Source organism: Enterobacter sp. 04-C-12-SI-ECC (assembly GCF_047530715.1).
Taxonomy (GTDB): domain Bacteria; phylum Pseudomonadota; class Gammaproteobacteria; order Enterobacterales; family Enterobacteriaceae; genus Enterobacter; species Enterobacter bugandensis.
Window position 1 is genome coordinate 1 of record NZ_JBLKDI010000027.1, and the last position, 17,423, is coordinate 17,423.

The 17,423-nt window shown below is 56.5% G+C and carries 16 protein-coding genes and 1 tRNA gene; 2 read left to right on the forward strand and 15 right to left on the reverse strand.

The window, feature by feature from the left end; translation table 11 throughout:
• Nucleotides 1–63, forward strand: a 63-nt coding sequence (locus ACMWL8_RS22920) for a hypothetical protein (RefSeq protein ID WP_233210447.1), incomplete at its 5' end; no start/stop codon positions are given.
• Nucleotides 64–170: 107 nt separating this feature from the next.
• Here ACMWL8_RS22920 and rlmB read toward each other — a convergent pair.
• The 14 genes from rlmB to nnr form a co-directional block, all read right to left on the reverse strand.
• Nucleotides 171–905 carry a 23S rRNA (guanosine(2251)-2'-O)-methyltransferase RlmB gene (rlmB, locus tag ACMWL8_RS22925; protein WP_045261304.1) on the reverse strand — a complete coding sequence of 245 codons (735 nt, stop codon included), beginning with the start codon at nucleotides 903–905 and terminating at the stop codon, nucleotides 171–173.
• A 65-nt stretch (nucleotides 906–970) separates the two neighbouring features.
• Nucleotides 971–3,412: a ribonuclease R gene (gene rnr, locus ACMWL8_RS22930; RefSeq protein ID WP_028015257.1), complete on the reverse strand. Its 2,442-nt coding sequence runs from the start codon at nucleotides 3,410–3,412 to the stop codon at nucleotides 971–973.
• Between the two features lie 38 nt (nucleotides 3,413–3,450).
• The gene (nsrR, locus tag ACMWL8_RS22935) at nucleotides 3,451–3,876 is read right to left on the reverse strand and encodes a nitric oxide-sensing transcriptional repressor NsrR (protein ID WP_028015256.1); all 426 of its coding nucleotides are present in this window, start codon (nucleotides 3,874–3,876) and stop codon (nucleotides 3,451–3,453) included.
• Between the two features lie 192 nt (nucleotides 3,877–4,068).
• The gene (locus tag ACMWL8_RS22940) at nucleotides 4,069–5,367 is read right to left on the reverse strand and encodes an adenylosuccinate synthase (RefSeq protein ID WP_006178975.1); all 1,299 of its coding nucleotides are present in this window, start codon (nucleotides 5,365–5,367) and stop codon (nucleotides 4,069–4,071) included.
• A 104-nt stretch (nucleotides 5,368–5,471) separates the two neighbouring features.
• Entirely contained in the window at nucleotides 5,472–5,669 is a 198-nt protein-coding gene (locus ACMWL8_RS22945; protein ID WP_003855996.1) for a DUF2065 domain-containing protein, read from the reverse strand.
• Between the two features lie 71 nt (nucleotides 5,670–5,740).
• The gene (gene hflC, locus ACMWL8_RS22950) at nucleotides 5,741–6,745 is read right to left on the reverse strand and encodes a protease modulator HflC (RefSeq protein WP_028015255.1); all 1,005 of its coding nucleotides are present in this window, start codon (nucleotides 6,743–6,745) and stop codon (nucleotides 5,741–5,743) included.
• 2 nt (nucleotides 6,746–6,747) lie between these two features.
• On the reverse strand, nucleotides 6,748–8,007 hold the full coding sequence (gene hflK, locus ACMWL8_RS22955) for an FtsH protease activity modulator HflK (RefSeq protein WP_028015254.1): 1,260 nt from the start codon (nucleotides 8,005–8,007) through the stop codon (nucleotides 6,748–6,750).
• 56 nt (nucleotides 8,008–8,063) lie between these two features.
• Entirely contained in the window at nucleotides 8,064–9,344 is a 1,281-nt protein-coding gene (gene hflX, locus ACMWL8_RS22960; RefSeq protein ID WP_023331851.1) for a ribosome rescue GTPase HflX, read from the reverse strand.
• Nucleotides 9,345–9,417: 73 nt separating this feature from the next.
• Nucleotides 9,418–9,729 (reverse strand): RNA chaperone Hfq, encoded by a 312-nt coding sequence (gene hfq, locus ACMWL8_RS22965; RefSeq protein ID WP_013095287.1) that lies wholly within the window; start codon nucleotides 9,727–9,729, stop codon nucleotides 9,418–9,420.
• A gap of 85 nt (nucleotides 9,730–9,814) precedes the next feature.
• Nucleotides 9,815–10,765 carry a tRNA (adenosine(37)-N6)-dimethylallyltransferase MiaA gene (miaA, locus tag ACMWL8_RS22970; protein WP_028015253.1) on the reverse strand — a complete coding sequence of 317 codons (951 nt, stop codon included), beginning with the start codon at nucleotides 10,763–10,765 and terminating at the stop codon, nucleotides 9,815–9,817.
• Entirely contained in the window at nucleotides 10,758–12,602 is a 1,845-nt protein-coding gene (gene mutL / locus ACMWL8_RS22975) for a DNA mismatch repair endonuclease MutL (protein WP_045261305.1), read from the reverse strand. Before mutL ends, miaA begins: the two co-directional genes overlap by 8 nt.
• Nucleotides 12,603–12,611: 9 nt before the next feature.
• Nucleotides 12,612–13,946, reverse strand: coding sequence for an N-acetylmuramoyl-L-alanine amidase AmiB (gene amiB, locus ACMWL8_RS22980; protein WP_028015251.1), 1,335 nt, complete (start codon nucleotides 13,944–13,946; stop codon nucleotides 12,612–12,614).
• A 16-nt stretch (nucleotides 13,947–13,962) separates the two neighbouring features.
• The gene (gene tsaE / locus ACMWL8_RS22985) at nucleotides 13,963–14,424 is read right to left on the reverse strand and encodes a tRNA (adenosine(37)-N6)-threonylcarbamoyltransferase complex ATPase subunit type 1 TsaE (RefSeq protein ID WP_028015250.1); all 462 of its coding nucleotides are present in this window, start codon (nucleotides 14,422–14,424) and stop codon (nucleotides 13,963–13,965) included.
• Entirely contained in the window at nucleotides 14,417–15,940 is a 1,524-nt protein-coding gene (gene nnr, locus ACMWL8_RS22990; protein ID WP_045261306.1) for a bifunctional ADP-dependent NAD(P)H-hydrate dehydratase/NAD(P)H-hydrate epimerase, read from the reverse strand. The genes tsaE and nnr overlap by 8 nt, the downstream gene beginning before the upstream one ends.
• Here nnr and queG point away from each other — a divergent pair.
• Nucleotides 15,939–17,078, forward strand: coding sequence for a tRNA epoxyqueuosine(34) reductase QueG (gene queG / locus ACMWL8_RS22995; RefSeq protein WP_045261307.1), 1,140 nt, complete (start codon nucleotides 15,939–15,941; stop codon nucleotides 17,076–17,078). The genes nnr and queG overlap by 2 nt on opposite strands.
• A gap of 269 nt (nucleotides 17,079–17,347) precedes the next feature.
• On the opposite strand, the gene ACMWL8_RS23000 is transcribed toward queG, so the two are convergent.
• Nucleotides 17,348–17,423: transfer RNA gene (locus ACMWL8_RS23000), tRNA-Gly, on the reverse strand.

The following is a 17,423-nucleotide window of genomic DNA, read 5'->3' on the forward strand; positions in this document are numbered from 1 at the left end:
AGCACGAAAGTGGGGGTGATCGACCTGAAGAAAAAGTCGATCACCATGGGTAAAGGATGTTAAAAAGTGTTCACCATGTCCCCGAACACCTGTCTACCATGTCCCCGGACTGTACACCCACGGGGAGAGGGAGAAAACACTAAAGGCCGTCCTTTGGACGGCCTTGCTGTTTATTCTCCGCGCTGACGCACCGCTTCAAACAGGCAGATACCTGTTGCAACGGAAACGTTCAGAGACGACACGCTGCCCGCCATCGGTATACTGATCAGTTCGTCGCAGTGCTCACGGGTCAGACGACGCATGCCTTCACCTTCCGCCCCCATCACAAGCGCCAGACGGCCGGTCATTTTGCTCTGATACAGAGTATGATCCGCTTCGCCCGCGGTACCGACGATCCAGATATTCTCTTCCTGCAGCAGACGCATGGTGCGCGCCAGGTTGGTCACGCGGATCAGCGGAACGTTTTCCGCCGCGCCGCAGGCCACTTTCTTCGCCGTCGCGTTCAGTTGGGCAGAGCGATCTTTCGGTACGATCACCGCGTGCACGCCCGCCGCATCCGCGCTGCGCAGGCACGCGCCGAGGTTATGCGGGTCGGTGACGCCATCCAGAATCAGGAAGAACGGGTTTTCCAGCGCGGCAATCAGATCCGGCAGATCGTTTTCCTGATACTGACGGCCCGGCTTCACGCGGGCAATGATCCCCTGGTGCACCGCGCCGTCGCTTTTCTCATCCAGGAACTGGCGGTTCGCCAGCTGGATCACTACGCCCTGCGCTTCCAGCGCGTGGATCAGCGGCATCAGACGTTTGTCTTCACGACCTTTCAGAATAAACACTTCCTGAAAACGCTCCGGTGCGCGCTCGAGAAGGGCCTGCACCGCGTGGATGCCGTAAATCATTTCACTCATTGATGGTTCTCGTAATAAGTATTTCCCCTCTCCCGGTTGGGGAGAGGGTCAGGGTGAGGGGAGAATTACTCCGCCTGCTTTTTCTTGGCTGCGCGCTTCGCTTTTGTCGCGGCAGCGATTTTCTGCGTCTTCGCGGAAGGCTTTTTCGCTGAGCGAGCCTCTTTCTTCGCCGCCTTTGGCTTCTGTTTCTTCTCGCCGCGGAAGGCGCTGTCCGGCTCGAAGTTTACCTTTTTGCCCGCCTGGCGACGTTTACCGCTCGCTTTGCCGTTTCCGCCTTTTTTCGCCCTTTCACGCTCGGTTTTACCGACGTTACGCGGCGCACGCTCGCTGGAGATCAGGCTGAAGTCGATTTTACGGTCGTCCATATTCACGGCTTCGACCTTCACTTCCACGCGATCGCCCAGACGGTAGGTCTGGCCGCCTGATTCGCCAATCAGACGCTGGCCGACCTGGTCGAAGCGGTAGTAGTCGTTATCCAGGCTGGAGACGTGCACCAGACCGTCGATAAACAGCTCATCCAGACGAACGAAGAACCCAAAGCCGGTCACGCTGGCAATCACGCCCTTAAAGACGTTGCCCACCTGATCCAGCATAAAGTCACACTTCAACCAATCCGCCACGTCACGCGTCGCTTCATCCGCACGGCGCTCGGTCATGGAACAGTGCTGACCCAGTTGCAGCACTTCGTCCATGGAGTAGTGATAGCCGCCGGTTTCGGTCGTGTTGCCTTTATGGCCCTGCTCATGCGCCAGCAGATACTTGATCGCGCGGTGCAGTGACAGATCCGGATAACGGCGGATCGGCGAGGTAAAGTGCGCGTAAGACTGCAGCGCCAGGCCGAAGTGCCCCCGGTTTTCCGGATCGTAAATCGCCTGCTTCATGGAGCGCAGCAGCATCGTCTGCAGCATTTCCGCGTCAGGACGATCGCTGATGGATTCCAGCAGTTCGGCGTAATCGCGTGGCTCAGGCTTATTACCGCCAGGCAGCTCCAGGCCGAGCTCAGCCAGCACGGAGCGGAACGACGTAATGGCTTCCGTGGTCGGCTTATCGTGAATACGGAACAGCGCAGGCTCTTTGGCTTTCTCAACGAAGCGTGCCGCCGAGATATTCGCCAGAATCATACACTCTTCGATCAGCTTGTGCGCATCGTTACGCTGGGTCTGTTCGATACGCTCAATGCGGCGCTCGGCGTTGAAGATAAACTTCGCTTCTTCGCTCTCAAAGGAGATCCCGCCGCGCTCTTCGCGCGCCTGCTCCAGCGTTTTGTAGAGGTTATGCAGCTCTTCAATGTGTTTAACCAGCGGCGCGTACTGCTCGCGAAGGTCCTGGTCGCCCTGCAGCATATGCCAGACCTTGGTATAGGTCAGACGCGCGTGCGAGCTCATTACCGCTTCGTAGAATTTGTAGCCCGTTAAGCGCCCTTTGGTGGAGATGGTCATCTCACATACCATACAGAGACGGTCAACCTGCGGGTTCAGGGAGCACAGGCCATTGGAGAGCACTTCCGGCAGCATCGGTACAACCTGCGATGGGAAGTAGACCGACGTACCACGGCTGCGCGCTTCGTTATCCAGCGGCGTGTGCGGACGAACGTAGTAGCTTACGTCAGCAATGGCCACCCACAGACGCCAGCCGCCGCCGCGTTTTTTCTCGCAGTAGACCGCGTCATCGAAGTCGCGAGCGTCTTCACCGTCGATCGTGACCAGCGGCAGACTGCGGAGATCCACACGGCCCGCTTTGGACTCTTCCGGTACTTCTTCGCGCAGGTTTTCGATCTGCTCTTCGACCGCTTTCGGCCAGACGTACGGAATTTCATGGGTACGCAGCGCCATATCGACGGCCATGCCGGTGCCCATGTTATCGCCCAGCACTTCGACGATTTTACCGACCGCTTTGGTGCGACGGGTCGGACGTTGGGTGAGTTCAACCACCACCACAAAGCCCATACGCGCGCCCATCACCTCTTCAGGTGGGATCAGAATATCGAAGCTCAGACGGCTGTCGTCAGGCACCACGAAGCCTACGCCCGCATCGGTAAAGTAGCGGCCCACAATCTGGCTGGTTTTTGGCACCAGCACGCGAACCACGCGTGCTTCGCGGCGGCCTTTACGGTCTGCACCCAGCGGCTGCGCCAGGATCTGGTCGCCGTGGATGCACATTTTCATCTGTTCGGATGAGAGGTAAAGGTCGTCCTTACGGCCTTCCACGCGCAGGAAGCCAAAGCCATCGCGGTGACCAATGACGGTCCCTTTCAGCAGATCGAGGCGTTCCGGCAGCGCGTAGCACTGGCGGCGGGTAAAGACCAGTTGCCCGTCACGCTCCATCGCGCGCAGGCGGCGGCGAAGGGCTTCAATTTGCTCTTCACCTTCAATATTTAATTCAACGGCAAGTTCTTCACGATTGGCGGGTTTTTCGCGTTTTGTTAAGTGTTCAATGATGAACTCGCGGCTGGGGATAGGATTCGCGTATTTTTCGGCTTCGCGTTCCTGGAAAGGATCTTGTGACATGTCGGTTCCTCCGTTGTCAGCTCCGGTGGAAATTTTCTTCATTCCACCAGCAATAATTTATAAAGCGGTTGATTCTCTTCAACCAAATCGGCCAGCGTGTAGTTATCCAGTTCCTTGAGAAAACTTTGCACGGCCTTTGAAAGCGCCTGTTTCAGGCGGCAAGCGGGCGTAATGTGGCAGAACGCGCTGCTGCAGTTCACCAGAGACAAGGGCTCCAGCTCGCGTACCACATCCCCGATACGAATACTCTGTGCCGGTTTACCAAGACGGATCCCTCCATTCTTCCCGCGGACGGCAGCAACGTATCCGGCACGGCTAAGTTGATTGATTATTTTGACCATATGATTACGGGATACACCGTATACCTCTGTCACTTCAGAGATACTGGTCATCTTCCCTTCGGGTAACGACGCCATGTAAATCAGCGCGCGTAAGCCGTAATCGGTGAAACTTGTTAACTGCACATCAACCTCAGGAAAAAGGGAAAACGCGGTTAAACCGCAGAGATATTCATTAATGATGATAAACCAGCCAGATAGTTAGCGGCTAATTTATTTGACAGACGGGGCGAAAAAGCGGAGATCCAGGAGCGGTCGCCGGTTGGCGCTACGCTTATCCGGCCTACGGGTCTCCCCGCAGGCCAGCAGTCACGAAGATTATGCGTCGAACGGGTCGCGCAGGATCATCGTTTCAGTACGATCCGGGCCGGTAGAAATAATATCGATCGGCACTTCGGTCAGTTCTTCAATGCGCTTGATGTAATCCAGCGCCGCCTGCGGCAGGCCGCTACGCTCTTTCACACCGAAGGTGGTCTCAGACCAGCCCGGCATGGTTTCGTAGATTGGCTCAATACCTTCCCAGTCGTCAGCAGCCAGCGGAGTGGTGGTCACTTCGCGGCCATCTGGCATACGGTAGCCTACGCAGATTTTCACTTCTTTCAGGCCGTCCAGTACGTCCAACTTGGTCAGGCAGAAGCCAGACAGGGAGTTGATCTGCACTGCGCGACGCACGGCAACCGCATCCAGCCAGCCGGTACGACGACGACGACCGGTGGTCGCGCCAAACTCGTTACCCTGCTTGCACAGGAACTCGCCGGTTTCATCAAACAGTTCGGTCGGGAATGGACCCGCACCTACGCGAGTAGAGTACGCTTTGATGATGCCCAGAACGTAATCCACATAACGTGGACCTAGGCCGGAGCCGGTCGCTACGCCACCCGCAGTGGTGTTCGAGGAGGTGACGTACGGATAGGTACCGTGGTCGATGTCCAGCAGCGTACCCTGCGCACCTTCGAACATGACGAAATCGCCACGCTTGCGCGCCTGGTCCAGCAGATCGGATACATCAACAACCATACCGGTCAGAATGTCTGCAATCGCCATGACGTCATCCAGCACTTTCTGGTAGTCAACAGCGTCAGCTTTGTAGAAGTTCACCAGCTGGAAGTTGTGATATTCCATCACTTCTTTCAGTTTTTCAGCGAAGGTCGCTTTGTCGAAGAGGTCACCCACGCGCAGACCGCGACGTGCAACTTTATCTTCGTAAGCCGGGCCGATACCACGACCGGTGGTGCCGATCGCTTTCGCGCCACGCGCTTTTTCACGCGCCACGTCCAGCGCCACGTGATAGTCCAGGATCAGTGGGCAGGCTTCGGAGAGCAGCAGACGCTCACGAACAGGGATACCACGGTCTTCCAGACCTTTCATCTCTTTCATCAGCGCAGCAGGAGACAGCACAACGCCGTTACCGATGATGCTGGTGACGTTTTCGCGAAGAATGCCTGATGGAATAAGATGGAGGACGGTTTTTTCACCGTTGATTACGAGAGTATGGCCTGCGTTGTGACCGCCCTGGTAGCGTACAACATATTTAGCCCGTTCAGTCAGAAGATCGACAATCTTCCCTTTACCTTCGTCACCCCATTGGGTGCCCAGTACGACGACGTTGTTACCCATTTTTTTCAAAATCACCGTTTGCTTAAAAATGGATTCTACCATCGCTTTTTCAGATATACAGCACTTTTTGACCTTAAAATACGCCAATTGCGGCTAGTTTTTGATCAGCCAATCGTTTTCCTCAACATGTAGTAGATAACGATACCGGCAACCACAAGACCACCGCCGAAACGACGCAAAATATTATCCGGTAGCTGGCTCATGGTCGCGATCATACGACGCCATGCGCGCGGATAGAGCATCGGGCCGAGACCTTCCAGCACCAGAACCAGGGCCAGCGCGAGCCAGATCGTTGAATTCATTTTTCATCCTTATAAAAGAAAACCACCGCTCCGTTGGGAGCGGTGGTTTGAATACTCAAACGAGCCTGAGTTTATCGCGTTGCGTTGGTCGGCGTCTTCATATAACGGAAGAAATCGCTGTCCGGGCTGAGCACCATCACATCCTGGTTGCTCTTAAAGCTATTCTCGTAAGCGCGCAGGCTACGGATAAAGGCGTAGAAGTCTGGATCCTGGCTGAATGCATCGGCAAACAGCTTCGCCGCTTCCGCATCGCCTTCACCGCGCAGGATACGGCCCTGACGCTCTGATTCCGCCAGCGTCTTGGTCACTTCATAGTCCGCTGCTGCACGCAGTTTTTCAGCCTCTTCCTGACCCTGTGAACGGTGACGACGGGCTACCGCTTCGCGCTCGGCGCGCATACGGTTGTAGATCGCCTCGGACACTTCCGCTGGCAGGTTGATCTGCTTGATACGCACGTCAACCACTTCGATACCCAGCGCCGCCATACTGTTCGGGTTGATCACCGGCACTTTACCGTTGGTTTCAGCCTGAACGCGTTCGGCCGCTTTAGCAATCGCGTCATCCGCTGCTGGCGTCGCCACTTCGTCTTCGGTGCCCGCTGTACCGGAGTTCAGCGCATCGCGCACTTCCAGGGTCAGACGACCGCGGGAGTCGGTCACGATGTCTTTCACATCAAGACGACCAATCTCGGAGCGCAGACGGTCAGAGAACTTACGTTTCAGCAGCACTTCTGCCTGAGACACGTCACCGCCGCCCGTTGCCAGGAAGTAACGGCTGAAATCGCTGATGCGCCATTTGATGTAAGAATCAACGATCAGGTCTTTCTTCTCTTTAGTCACGAAACGGTCAGCCTGGTTATCCATGGTCTGGATACGTGCATCGAGCGTTTTCACAGACTGAATGAACGGCACCTTGAAGTGCAGGCCCGGCTCGTAAATCACCGGACGTTTGTCGCCATCACGCACGACGCTGCTGAACTGGAACTTGATCCCACGCTCGCCCTCTTTCACCACAAAGATCGAGGTATACAGCACGACCAGTACGATGACGATGATCGCAATAACTGACTTACGCATCCTTATTCCCCCTGACGCTGGTAGTCGTTACGCTGCGCGTTAGCACGGCGTTGGTCCATAATGTCACCATCGTTCGAAGAAGGCGTTGTGTTCGCGCTGGAGCTGCCTGATGAGGCTGGCGGCAGACGCAGCAGGTTGTTCGCTCCGCTGGTGTCTTTCGCTGCCGGTGCAGAACCGCCTTTCAGCATCTGATCCAGCGGCAGAACCATCAGGTTTCCGCCTTTGCTGTCGTTAACCAGCACTTTGCGGGTGTGGCTCAGCACTTTTTCCATAGTCTCGATATACAGACGCTCGCGGGTAATTTCCGGCGCGGCTTTGTATTCCGGCAGGATGCGCGCGAAGCGAGCCACTTCACCCTGAGCTTCCAGGATCGTCTGGGTCTTATACGCACGCGCCTCTTCCAGAATACGCTGCGCCTGACCGTTAGCACGCGGCTGAACTTCGTTGGTGTACGCTTCTGCTTCGCGGATGTACTGCTGTTCGTTTTCACGGGCAGCAATCGCATCGTCAAACGCGGCCTTCACCTCTTCCGGCGGACGTGCAGCCTGGAAGTTGACGTCCAGCAGGGTGATACCCATGTTGTACGGACGAATCGTCTCTTCCAGCTCGCGCTGGGTATCGCTACGAATAACGGTACGACCTTCGGTCAGGATGCGGTCCATGGTGTATTTGCCGATCACACCACGCAGGGCGCTGTCGGTCGCCTGACGAAGGCTGTCATCGGCGCTGGTCACGCTAAACAGATAACGCTCAGGATCGGTCACGCGGTACTGCACGTTCATCTCGACGCGCACCACGTTCTCGTCAGACGTCAGCATCACGCCGGAGGCGGCCAGTTCACGGACGGACTCCACGTTAACTGCGGTCACGTCATCAATGAAGGTCGGCTTCCAGTTCAGGCCCGGCTCCACCAGATGGCTGAACTTACCGAAACGGGTGACCACGCCGCGTTCTGCTTCTTTAATGGTGTAGAACCCGCTGGCTGCCCAGACGATCACCAGCCCGGCAGCAACGATGCCCACCAGACGGCCACCTAATTGCGGGCGCGGCCCCTGGCTGGAACTGCCACCCGAGCCAGAACCTTTTCCTCCGCCAAGGCCACCAAGCTTTTTGCTCAGCTTGCGGAAGATATCATCCAGATCCGGCGGCCCCTGCTCGCGACCACCTTTGTTGCCATTTCCCCCAGAGTTGCCGCCTTGATTATTGCTGCTTCCCCACGGGTCGCGGTCTTGTCCGTTATTACCGGGCTGATTCCACGCCATGTATATGCTCCATATTTGTTATGCAAGGGCGAATTTTTCAGGCTTCCCCTTTCTGATCAGACGATATAGTCCGCCAGCGCAGGTTCTTGTTTACAGAGGCGACGCCAGTCAACGATCGGCATACGCACCTGCATCCCCACGCTGCCGTCATCCTCCATCCACTCTTTTTCTATCGCCTGAAGCTGATAAAACCGGCTGCGCAGCCTGCCTTCCTGTGGCGGCAGTCGCAGCGTGTGCTGAGCTACCTCACCGGAAAGACGTTCTGTCAAAGCCTGGAAAAGCAGTGGCACACCGATTCCGGCCTGAGCAGAAAGCCAGACCCGAATCGGTTTGTTCTCTTCATCACGGTCGATACGCGGTTCGAAATCCTCCAGCATATCGATCTTATTCATCACCAACAGGGTGGGAATTTCGTGGGCGTCAATTTCTTCCAGCACCACGTTCACCGCGTCGATGTTCTCCTGCACGCGTACGTCAGCCGCATCAATCACGTGCAGCAGCAGAGTCGCCTGACGCGTCTCCTGCAACGTCGCCTTAAACGCCGCCACCAGATCGTGCGGCAGATGGCGGATAAACCCTACGGTATCCGCCAGCACTGTTTCACCCACGTCGGCAACGTCAATGCGGCGCAGCGTCGGGTCCAGGGTCGCAAACAGCTGGTCTGCGGCATACACCTGGGCCTCGGTTATCTGGTTAAACAGGGTGGATTTACCGGCGTTGGTATAGCCCACCAGCGACACCGTGGGGATGTCGGCTTTGGTTCGCGCCCGACGCCCCTGTTCACGCTGTTTCTCGACACGTTCCAGACGTGAGAGGATCTGGGTAATACGGCCACGCAGCAAACGGCGGTCGGTTTCGAGCTGGGTTTCACCCGGACCGCGCAAACCAATCCCGCCTTTTTGTCTTTCAAGGTGGGTCCAGCCACGCACCAGACGCGTCGCCAGATGGCGCAACTGCGCCAGCTCAACCTGCAGTTTCCCCTCGTGGGTACGGGCACGCTGAGCAAAAATGTCTAAAATCAATCCCGTGCGATCGATAACACGGCATTCGCAGAGAGCTTCCAGGTTGCGCTCCTGGGCTGGAGACAGCGCATGATCAAACAACACGACTGACGCGCCGGTTGCTTTTACGGCATCCGCAATTTCTACTGCTTTACCTTCACCAACAAAATACTTTGGGTGCGGCGCTTTACGGCTACCGGTAATCACCTGCATTGCTTCGACACCGGCGGAAGAGACCAGAGATTCAAACTCCTGGAGGTCTTCCATATCTTTGTCTTGCGAAAAATAGATGTGTACCAGCACCGCCTGCTCACCGGCATCATAACGGTCAAACAAGCGTAAACCTCTCTAAAAAGATCAGCGGGGAACGCAGGATCCCTGGCTCCCCGTGTGGATAACAGCTAAAACCTTATTCGGTCTCGTCGCTGTCCTGCGCAGGAGCAGAAGAACCCTGCGCGTTGCTGCCATGATGGTAGTTACTGCCTGTGCCGCCGCCAGCGTTATTGCTGTGATGAGAGACCGGACGGGACGGAACAACAGTAGAGATAGCGTGCTTGTAGACCATCTGGCTGACCGTGTTTTTCAACAGGATCACGAACTGATCGAAAGACTCAATCTGACCTTGCAGCTTAATACCATTCACCAAATAAATAGAAACTGGAACACGTTCCCGACGCAATGCGTTCAGGAACGGATCTTGTAAAGATTGCCCCTTAGCCATTCTATCTTTTCCTTATATGCTTGTTTTGTACTTAGAACCTTGCGATTCTGAAAAATTGCGCACGATACGTCTCAATTGTACACATTCAGTGGGCGATATCACCAACAACCTCAATCACATCGTTTAACGCCTGTTGCGGTTTTTCACTGTCTAACCAGTGAACCCCCTCCCAACCGCGCAACCAGGTGATCTGGCGCTTCGCTAACTGTCTCGTGGCGCAAACACCTCGATAAACCATTTCATCGTATGAAATCTCACCTTCAAGATACGACCACATCTGGCGGTATCCCACACAACGAACGGAAGGCATATCCGTATGCAAATCTCCACGGGCAAATAGCGCCCGCACTTCTGCTTCAAAATCTGAAGCCAACATCTGATGAAAACGCTGCTCAATTCGTTGATGGAGCAGTTCACGGCTCGCCGGGGCGATGGCGAACTGATGCACCTGATACGGCAGAGCGTCTCCTGACGTTTGCGTCAGTTCCGTTAAAGTTTTACCCGAAATGAAAAAAACTTCCAGTGCCCGGGAAAGCCTTTGCGGATCGTTTGGATGGATTCGCGCCGCCGCAACCGGGTCAATCTCTGCCAGTTGCTTATGCAATGCGTCCCACCCCTGCTCTGCCGCCTGCTGCTCAATCTTTGCTCTGATTTCAGGATCTGCAGAAGGTAAGGGTGACAAACCTTCGAGCAGCGCCTTGAAGTAGAGCATGGTTCCGCCAACCAACAGCGGTATACGCCCCGCCGCCGTTATCTCGGCCATCTCAGCTAAGGCATCCCGGCGGAAATCCGCTGCGGAGTAAGCCTCTGCCGGGTCGAGAATATCCAGCAAACGGTGCGGTGCCGCACGCAGTTCGTCTGCGCCGGGCTTCGCCGTGCCGATGTCCATCCCTCGATAGATGAGGGCGGAATCAACGCTAATCAACTCTACAGGCAAAACTTTACGTAACTCAATGGCTAACGCTGTTTTGCCAGAGGCCGTTGGGCCCATTAAAAAAATTGCCTTTGGCAGGCTCGCCTTGCTTACGTCAGTCATGTTTCAGGGCGGTCATCGCCGTTTTTAAATCAACAGGTTGTAATAACCCACCCGGCGGCGCTTTCACCAGCTGTGGGCAGAGGCGTTCCACCTCCGCCAGCACGGTAATCGCCTGCGCCATACTCCACGGTGAATGTTCGCTGGCCAGATGGCGGGCGATCCACTGCGCGGTGTTGGCAGCCTCCAACGATGTTTGCTGCGCCAGGTAGCCTATCAGTTCAGGAATCAAGTTTTGTAAATTTTGTTGGCGTAAGGGTAAAGGCACTGCGCGAATTGTCACATGTTGTGGTTCGAGCACAATTTCAATGCCCATTTGCGCCAGCTGGGCCTCTGCACGCTGCAATACCCTTGTTTCTTCAGCGGATACTTTCAGGCGAACCGGGATCAATAACGGCTGCGCACAGGCCGCATGTTCCCCCGGCGTCAGTTGCGCCTGCTTGAGCCAGCGTTCGGCAACCGGCAGCGCCAGAAGCAGCAGTTTGCCGTCGCGCTCAAGCAGGGCCATATCCGGTGCGATAATCGTCAGCACCCGGCCAAAACTCTGGCTATGGCCTTCAAGGGAAGGTGTCGCCACCGAAACGTGCTCTTTGCGCTCGACTGCGGGCGTTTCCAGCAGTTTACGGTACAGCGCCCCCTGCTGCTTCTGATAGCCGGGCTGAGCGTTCGGGTAGTTCACGCCCGTCGGACGCGGCACGGCTCCTGCAGAGGAGAAACGCGGGCCGTCTGGTTCACGTGCGACGGCAGGCTCCGCAAAATGGTTGCGGCCTGCCGCGACACGGTTTTCCGGAATGGGGCGCGGTGCGGAGTCTTCTTTTTCCAGCGGCAGCGTGGGTTCAAGCTGCTGTTGCAGCACGCTCAGCACGCCCTGGTAGATAAAATCATGCACCAGACGCGACTGATGGAACCGTACTTCATGCTTGGCAGGATGGACGTTGACATCCACCTGATGCGGGTCGATCTCCAGATAAAGCACAAAGGCCGGTTGCTGATCGGCCCCGAGCTTGTCTTCGCAGGCCTGGCGAATGGCGTGGTTAATGAGGCGGTCGCGCATCATGCGGCCGTTCACGTAGCAATACTGAATTTCAGAATACGCCGCGCTACTGGCGTTCGGATCGGCCACCCAGCCGCGTAAAGCCAGATCGCCGTGCTGCCACTCGATAGCCAACGCCTGCTCCAGGAACGGCGTCCCGCAGATAGCGCCTAACCGTCGCTCTTTCTGACCACCTTCAGCCACCGCGCGGTACTGGCGCATCACCTTGCCGTTATGGCTGAGGTTGATGGTGACGTCGAAACGGGCGAGCGCAATTCGGCGGATGATCTCGTCGATATGGCCGAACTCGGTTTTTTCGGTACGCATAAACTTGCGGCGGGCGGGAGTATTGTAGAACAGGTCCAGAACTTCCAGCGTAGTACCGACAGGGTGCGCCGCGGGTTTGACCGTGACGTCCATATCCCGCCCTTCAGCGTAGGCCTGCCAGGCTTCCTGCTGTTCAGCGGTGCGGGAGGTCAGCGTTAAACGAGAAACCGAGCTGATACTGGCCAGCGCTTCGCCGCGAAAACCGAGGCTGATAATCGCTTCCAGGTCATCCAGAGAGGCAATTTTACTGGTGGCATGACGCGCCAGCGCCAGCGCCAGCTCCTCTTTTTTGATGCCGCAGCCGTTGTCGCGAATGCGGATAAGCTTTGCGCCGCCGCGTTCGATATCAATATCAATGCGGGTGGCGCCCGCATCGAGGCTATTTTCAACCAGCTCCTTCACCACCGACGCAGGGCGTTCCACCACCTCACCGGCGGCGATTTGGTTCGCGAGCTGCGGCGGCAGAACCTGAATCGGCATGAAATCTCCTTAATTTGTGGCGGTCAACCCACCCGGCTGCGCGGCGCTGGCCGTCTGGGCTGCTCCGCCCTGCGGCGCGGACTGCAGAGGATGCGCCTCAAAATATTTACGTAAACCGTTATAAATCGCTTCGGCAATTTGCTGCTGATAGCTGTCGCTGCCCAGCAGGCGCTCTTCACTGTTATTGCTGATAAAACCCGTTTCTACCAGAATTGACGGAATATCCGGCGAGCGCAGAACGCCCAGGCTCGCATGTTCAGGGCGGCGCTTATGCAATGCCCCGATGCCCTGCAACTGGTTCAATACGTTAGTGGCGACATCATACCCGACGCGCTGAGAATGACCGAACTGTAAATCCAGCACCGCCTGGCTGAGGTATGGGTCAGACTGGCTGTTTGCCAGCACATCACCCGCGCCGCCTAACAGTTCAGACTGTTTCTCATGCTCTTCCAGCCAGTTGGCCATTTCGCTGTTTGCCCGGCGGTTCGACAGGACCCATACCGAGGCGCCCGTCGCGTTACGGTTCGGCGCGGCATCCGCGTGAATGGAGACCAGGAAATTGGCGTTTTGTTTGCGCGCCACGTCTGAGCGGCCCATCACAGAGATAAAATAGTCGCCGTCGCGGGTTAGTACGCCTTTAAACATCGGATCATCGTTTAACAGCGTCCGCAGCTTGCGGGCCACCGCAATAGTGACATTTTTCTCTCGCGTGCCGCCCGGGCCAATCGCTCCAGGATCCTGTCCACCGTGCCCGGCATCAATGGCGATAATCACTTTGTCACCGCTGACCGTACGCCGTGCGCTGACCGCCGGACGCGTTACCGTGTTACTGCTGGTTGCCGCGGTGATGCGATCGTTCTGCGATTTAAACGGATTACGCGCAGGTTCCGATGGGCGAGGCGTATACACCGGCTCTTCCACGCGTTTCGCGACAACCGGTGGCGGCGGAGGCGGCGGAACATCGGCATTGATGGTGAAGACCACCGTATAGTTCGCCCCGTTTTGCTGCTTCACCGCCTTCGTTTTGCCCTTTTCGGTCAGATCGACCACCAGGCGCAGCGACTGGCTGTCCTGAGGGGTACCCGAGCGGATACTTTTCACCAGGTTGTTACCGCTGAACCGCAGCGGTAGCCCCTGGATCACGCCTGTCTGTTTGATATCCAGCGCCACGCTGTGGCTGTCTGGCTGTGAAAACGCGTATTCAGGGTCGCCCATAAAGCTGAACGTAATCCGCGCCTGGCTTTCGCCGTTTGACACCTGAATATCCGAAAGGCTTGCCGCCCCGGCCTGCGCGCACAGCAGCACCGTCGCAGCCAACACCCAACCTTTAACGCGACTAATCATCCCGTCATCCCTACTCTTAACCGGCGAGACGCGCCAGTAAGGAACACCCTGATGAGGAAACCGCACTGATGCGAGCCTCACGCCCTTGAGCCTGGTAATCTAAGTGAATTTCGACATCCGGGTCAGGCAGCACACCCGCACCTTGTTGCGGCCACTCCACCAGGCAGATGGCGTCGTTGGCAAAATAATCACGGATCCCCATAAATTCCAGCTCCTCAGGATCCGCAAGGCGGTATAAATCAAAGTGGTACACCATAAGATTGTCGAGGGTGTACGGCTCGACCAGCGTGTAGGTAGGGCTTTTCACGTTCCCGTTATGCCCTAACGCCTGCAAAAAACCCCGGCTGAAGGTGGTTTTACCCGCACCTAAATCGCCATACAGATAAATGACGGTTGCCCCCTGACAGGCCTGCGCCACGCGCTTGCCGAGATCTAAAGTGGCTTGTTCATCAGGTAAAGGAATCGCTCGATTAGTCATTTTCTACGTCAATCACATCCGGGTTAACAACACGCCGCAGCGTGCAAAAGAGATCGGTGGCCAGCATACCGCGTGTCCCCTCCCGCGCAGCAAGCCTGTCAGCTGCCGCGCCGTGGGCCACGCAGCCCGCACAGGCTGCATCATAAAGGGGAAGTTTCTGTCCAAGCAATGCGCCGATGATGCCTGAAAGCACATCGCCCATACCGCCGCTCGCCATGCCCGCATTTCCGGCATCAATAATGCCCTGCGTCTCGTCACTGGCGACAACGGTGCCTGCCCCTTTCAAAACGGCAACACCTCCGTAACGTTTTACCAGACGCTGAGCAGAAAGTAAGCGATCGCTTTCAATTTCTGCCACGCTGCAGTTAAGCAGGCGCGCGGCTTCGCCGGGGTGTGGCGTCAGAATGCGATTGTGACGCTTATCCGGATTTATTGCCAGAAGGTTAAGCGCGTCGGCATCCCACAGCATCGGTTTACGAAAATTCTCGACCTTTTGCAGGGCCTGTTTACCCCATGTCTGTTGCCCAAGCCCGGGACCAATAACCACCACATCCGCCCATTCGAGGCTTTCTTCCAGCGTCTGGGGCGTAAGCTCATGGACCATCAGTTCCGGTCGGGCTGTGATGATTGGCGCAATATTTTCAATGCGAGTGAGTACTCGCACTAACCCGGCACCGCTGCGAAGTGCCGCCTCACCGGTCATGCGAACCGCTCCTGCCGTACCGCGATCGCCACCAATAATCACCAGCCTGCCGTTGTCGCCCTTGTGAGACGTTGGGCGGCGCGGCGGAAGCCACTCTTTTAGCTGAGAGGAATCAAAGCGCGACAGGAGCGTTTCCTGTCCAACGAGCCAGCTCTCCAGCCCCAGCGCGTTATGGTGCAATACGCCGACCACATCCCGCGCTTTTCCGGTTAACAGGCCCGGCTTCAGAGCGATAAAGGTCACGGTGTGCGCAGCCTGAATAACGGCGCCAGGCGTCGCGCCGGTCTGCGCGATCAGGCCCGACGGAATATCCAGCGCGACTACCGGCGCAGAGTACCCGTTAGCGTGTTCAATAAGCGCGGCAATGTTTTCGCGAGGCGCGCTGCGTAGCCCGGTCCCCAGCAGACCATCAACAATCAGATCAACATCTTCCGGCCAGACAATATCAGGAGCATGAATCACGCCGCCTGCGTTCAGCCATGCCTCCCGCGCCGCGCAGGCCTCTTCCGGCAGGGGCTTATCACTCTCCAGCGCCAGCAGGGTAACGCGGAGACCGGCTGCAACGGCAAGACGCGCAACGACGTAACCGTCGCCGCCGTTATTGCCGTGCCCGCACAAAATCAGCCAGTGAGTGGACTGCGGGTACGCGCTGCGGGCAACGTTAAACGCCGCCTCTCCCGCGCGCTGCATCAGTTCATAAAGGGTAATGCCGAGACTGTCTGCGGCCTCTTTTTCGGCGCGCCGGAGCTCATCCGCATGCCAGATGGAATGTGGTATACTTGCGGGGTTTTTCTTCACCGTATGGTCCGTCATGTCACAGCCCCTCGATCTCAATGAATTAGCGCAAAAAATAAAACAGTGGGGTGCTGAGCTTGGCTTCCAGAAGGTAGGCATTGCCGATACCGACCTCTCTGCCAGCGAGCCAAAACTGCAGGCCTGGCTGGACAAACAATACCACGGCGAAATGGAGTGGATGGCGCGTCACGGCATGATGCGCGCCCGTCCACATGAACTTTTACCGGGTACACTACGCGTCATCAGCGTGCGCATGAACTACCTGCCTGCCAACGCGGCCTTTGCGCGCACGCTAAAAAATCCCTCCCTGGGTTACGTCAGCCGGTACGCTCTGGGGCGTGATTACCATAAGCTTCTGCGTAACCGCTTAAAAAAACTCGGGGAAACCATTCAGCAGCACTGTGATTCGCTGAATTTTAGACCCTTTGTCGATTCCGCGCCTGTTCTTGAGCGCCCGATCGCCGAAAAAGCCGGACTTGGCTGGACAGGTAAGCACTCACTTATCCTGAGCCGCGACGCCGGATCGTTCTTCTTCCTCGGTGAGCTGCTGATTGATTTACCCCTGCCGGTAGATGGCCCGGTGGAGGAAGGCTGTGGCCGCTGCGTGGCCTGCATGACCATCTGCCCGACGGGCGCCATCGTTGAGCCTTACACCGTTGATGCCCGCCGCTGCATCTCCTATCTCACGATAGAGCTTGAAGGGGCGATCCCGGAAGAATTCCGACCGCTTATCGGCAACCGGATCTACGGCTGCGACGACTGCCAGCTGATTTGCCCGTGGAACCGCTATTCACAGCTGACGGACGAAGAGGACTTCAGCCCCCGTAAAGCGCTGCATGTGCCACAGCTTATTGAGCTGTTCGCCTGGACCGAAGCCTGGTTCCTGAAGGTGACGGAAGGTTCCGCTATTCGGCGTATTGGCCACCTGCGCTGGCTGCGAAACGTGGCCGTCGCGCTGGGCAATGCCCCGTGGGATGAAGCGAATATTCAGGCGCTCGAAAGCCGTAGAGGTGAGCACCCACTTCTTGATGAACACATAGAATGGGCGATTGCGCAGCAAATCGAGAAGCGAAATGCCTGCGTGGTCGAGGTGCAGCTTCCTAAGAAACAGCGGCTGGTTAGGGTGATTGAAAAAGGGCTTACGCGGGATGCGTGATATATTCACAGCCTGTGAATAAAAATAAAAACTCAAGCGCCATCTGGACTTGAGAAGAGGTCAAGTGATCTCAATAACATTTTGAAATGAAATTTTATCCACTTAATACAATGACTTGGGAAGATATTATTCACCCTGCTAACTTTCCGTACGGTTTGGGTAAAGCGAGAATTCTGTGGATAACTCTGTTTACAAGAGTATTTCAGATGCAATAGAAAACGTCCCCAGCGCGTCTTTTCGCTGTGGATATTTTAGAGATGAGAAGAATTTGGAGCGGGAAACGAGACTCGAACTCGCGACCCCGACCTTGGCAAGGTCGTGCTCTACCAACTGAGCTATTCCCGC

Coding starts and splice junctions, on each gene's coding strand:
- rlmB (WP_045261304.1), bottom strand. CDS start 905: ATGAGTGAAATGATTTACGGCATCCACGCGGTGCAGGCCCTTCTCGAG.
- rnr (WP_028015257.1), bottom strand. CDS start 3,412: ATGTCACAAGATCCTTTCCAGGAACGCGAAGCCGAAAAATACGCGAAT.
- ACMWL8_RS22940 (WP_006178975.1), bottom strand. CDS start 5,367: ATGGGTAACAACGTCGTCGTACTGGGCACCCAATGGGGTGACGAAGGT.
- ACMWL8_RS22945 (WP_003855996.1), bottom strand. CDS start 5,669: ATGAATTCAACGATCTGGCTCGCGCTGGCCCTGGTTCTGGTGCTGGAA.
- hflC (WP_028015255.1), bottom strand. CDS start 6,745: ATGCGTAAGTCAGTTATTGCGATCATCGTCATCGTACTGGTCGTGCTG.
- hflK (WP_028015254.1), bottom strand. CDS start 8,007: ATGGCGTGGAATCAGCCCGGTAATAACGGACAAGACCGCGACCCGTGG.
- hfq (WP_013095287.1), bottom strand. CDS start 9,729: ATGGCTAAGGGGCAATCTTTACAAGATCCGTTCCTGAACGCATTGCGT.
- miaA (WP_028015253.1), bottom strand. CDS start 10,765: ATGACTGACGTAAGCAAGGCGAGCCTGCCAAAGGCAATTTTTTTAATG.
- mutL (WP_045261305.1), bottom strand. CDS start 12,602: ATGCCGATTCAGGTTCTGCCGCCGCAGCTCGCGAACCAAATCGCCGCC.
- amiB (WP_028015251.1), bottom strand. CDS start 13,946: ATGATTAGTCGCGTTAAAGGTTGGGTGTTGGCTGCGACGGTGCTGCTG.
- tsaE (WP_028015250.1), bottom strand. CDS start 14,424: ATGACTAATCGAGCGATTCCTTTACCTGATGAACAAGCCACTTTAGAT.
- queG (WP_045261307.1), top strand. CDS start 15,939: ATGTCACAGCCCCTCGATCTCAATGAATTAGCGCAAAAAATAAAACAG.
- nnr (WP_045261306.1), bottom strand. CDS start 15,940: ATGACGGACCATACGGTGAAGAAAAACCCCGCAAGTATACCACATTCC.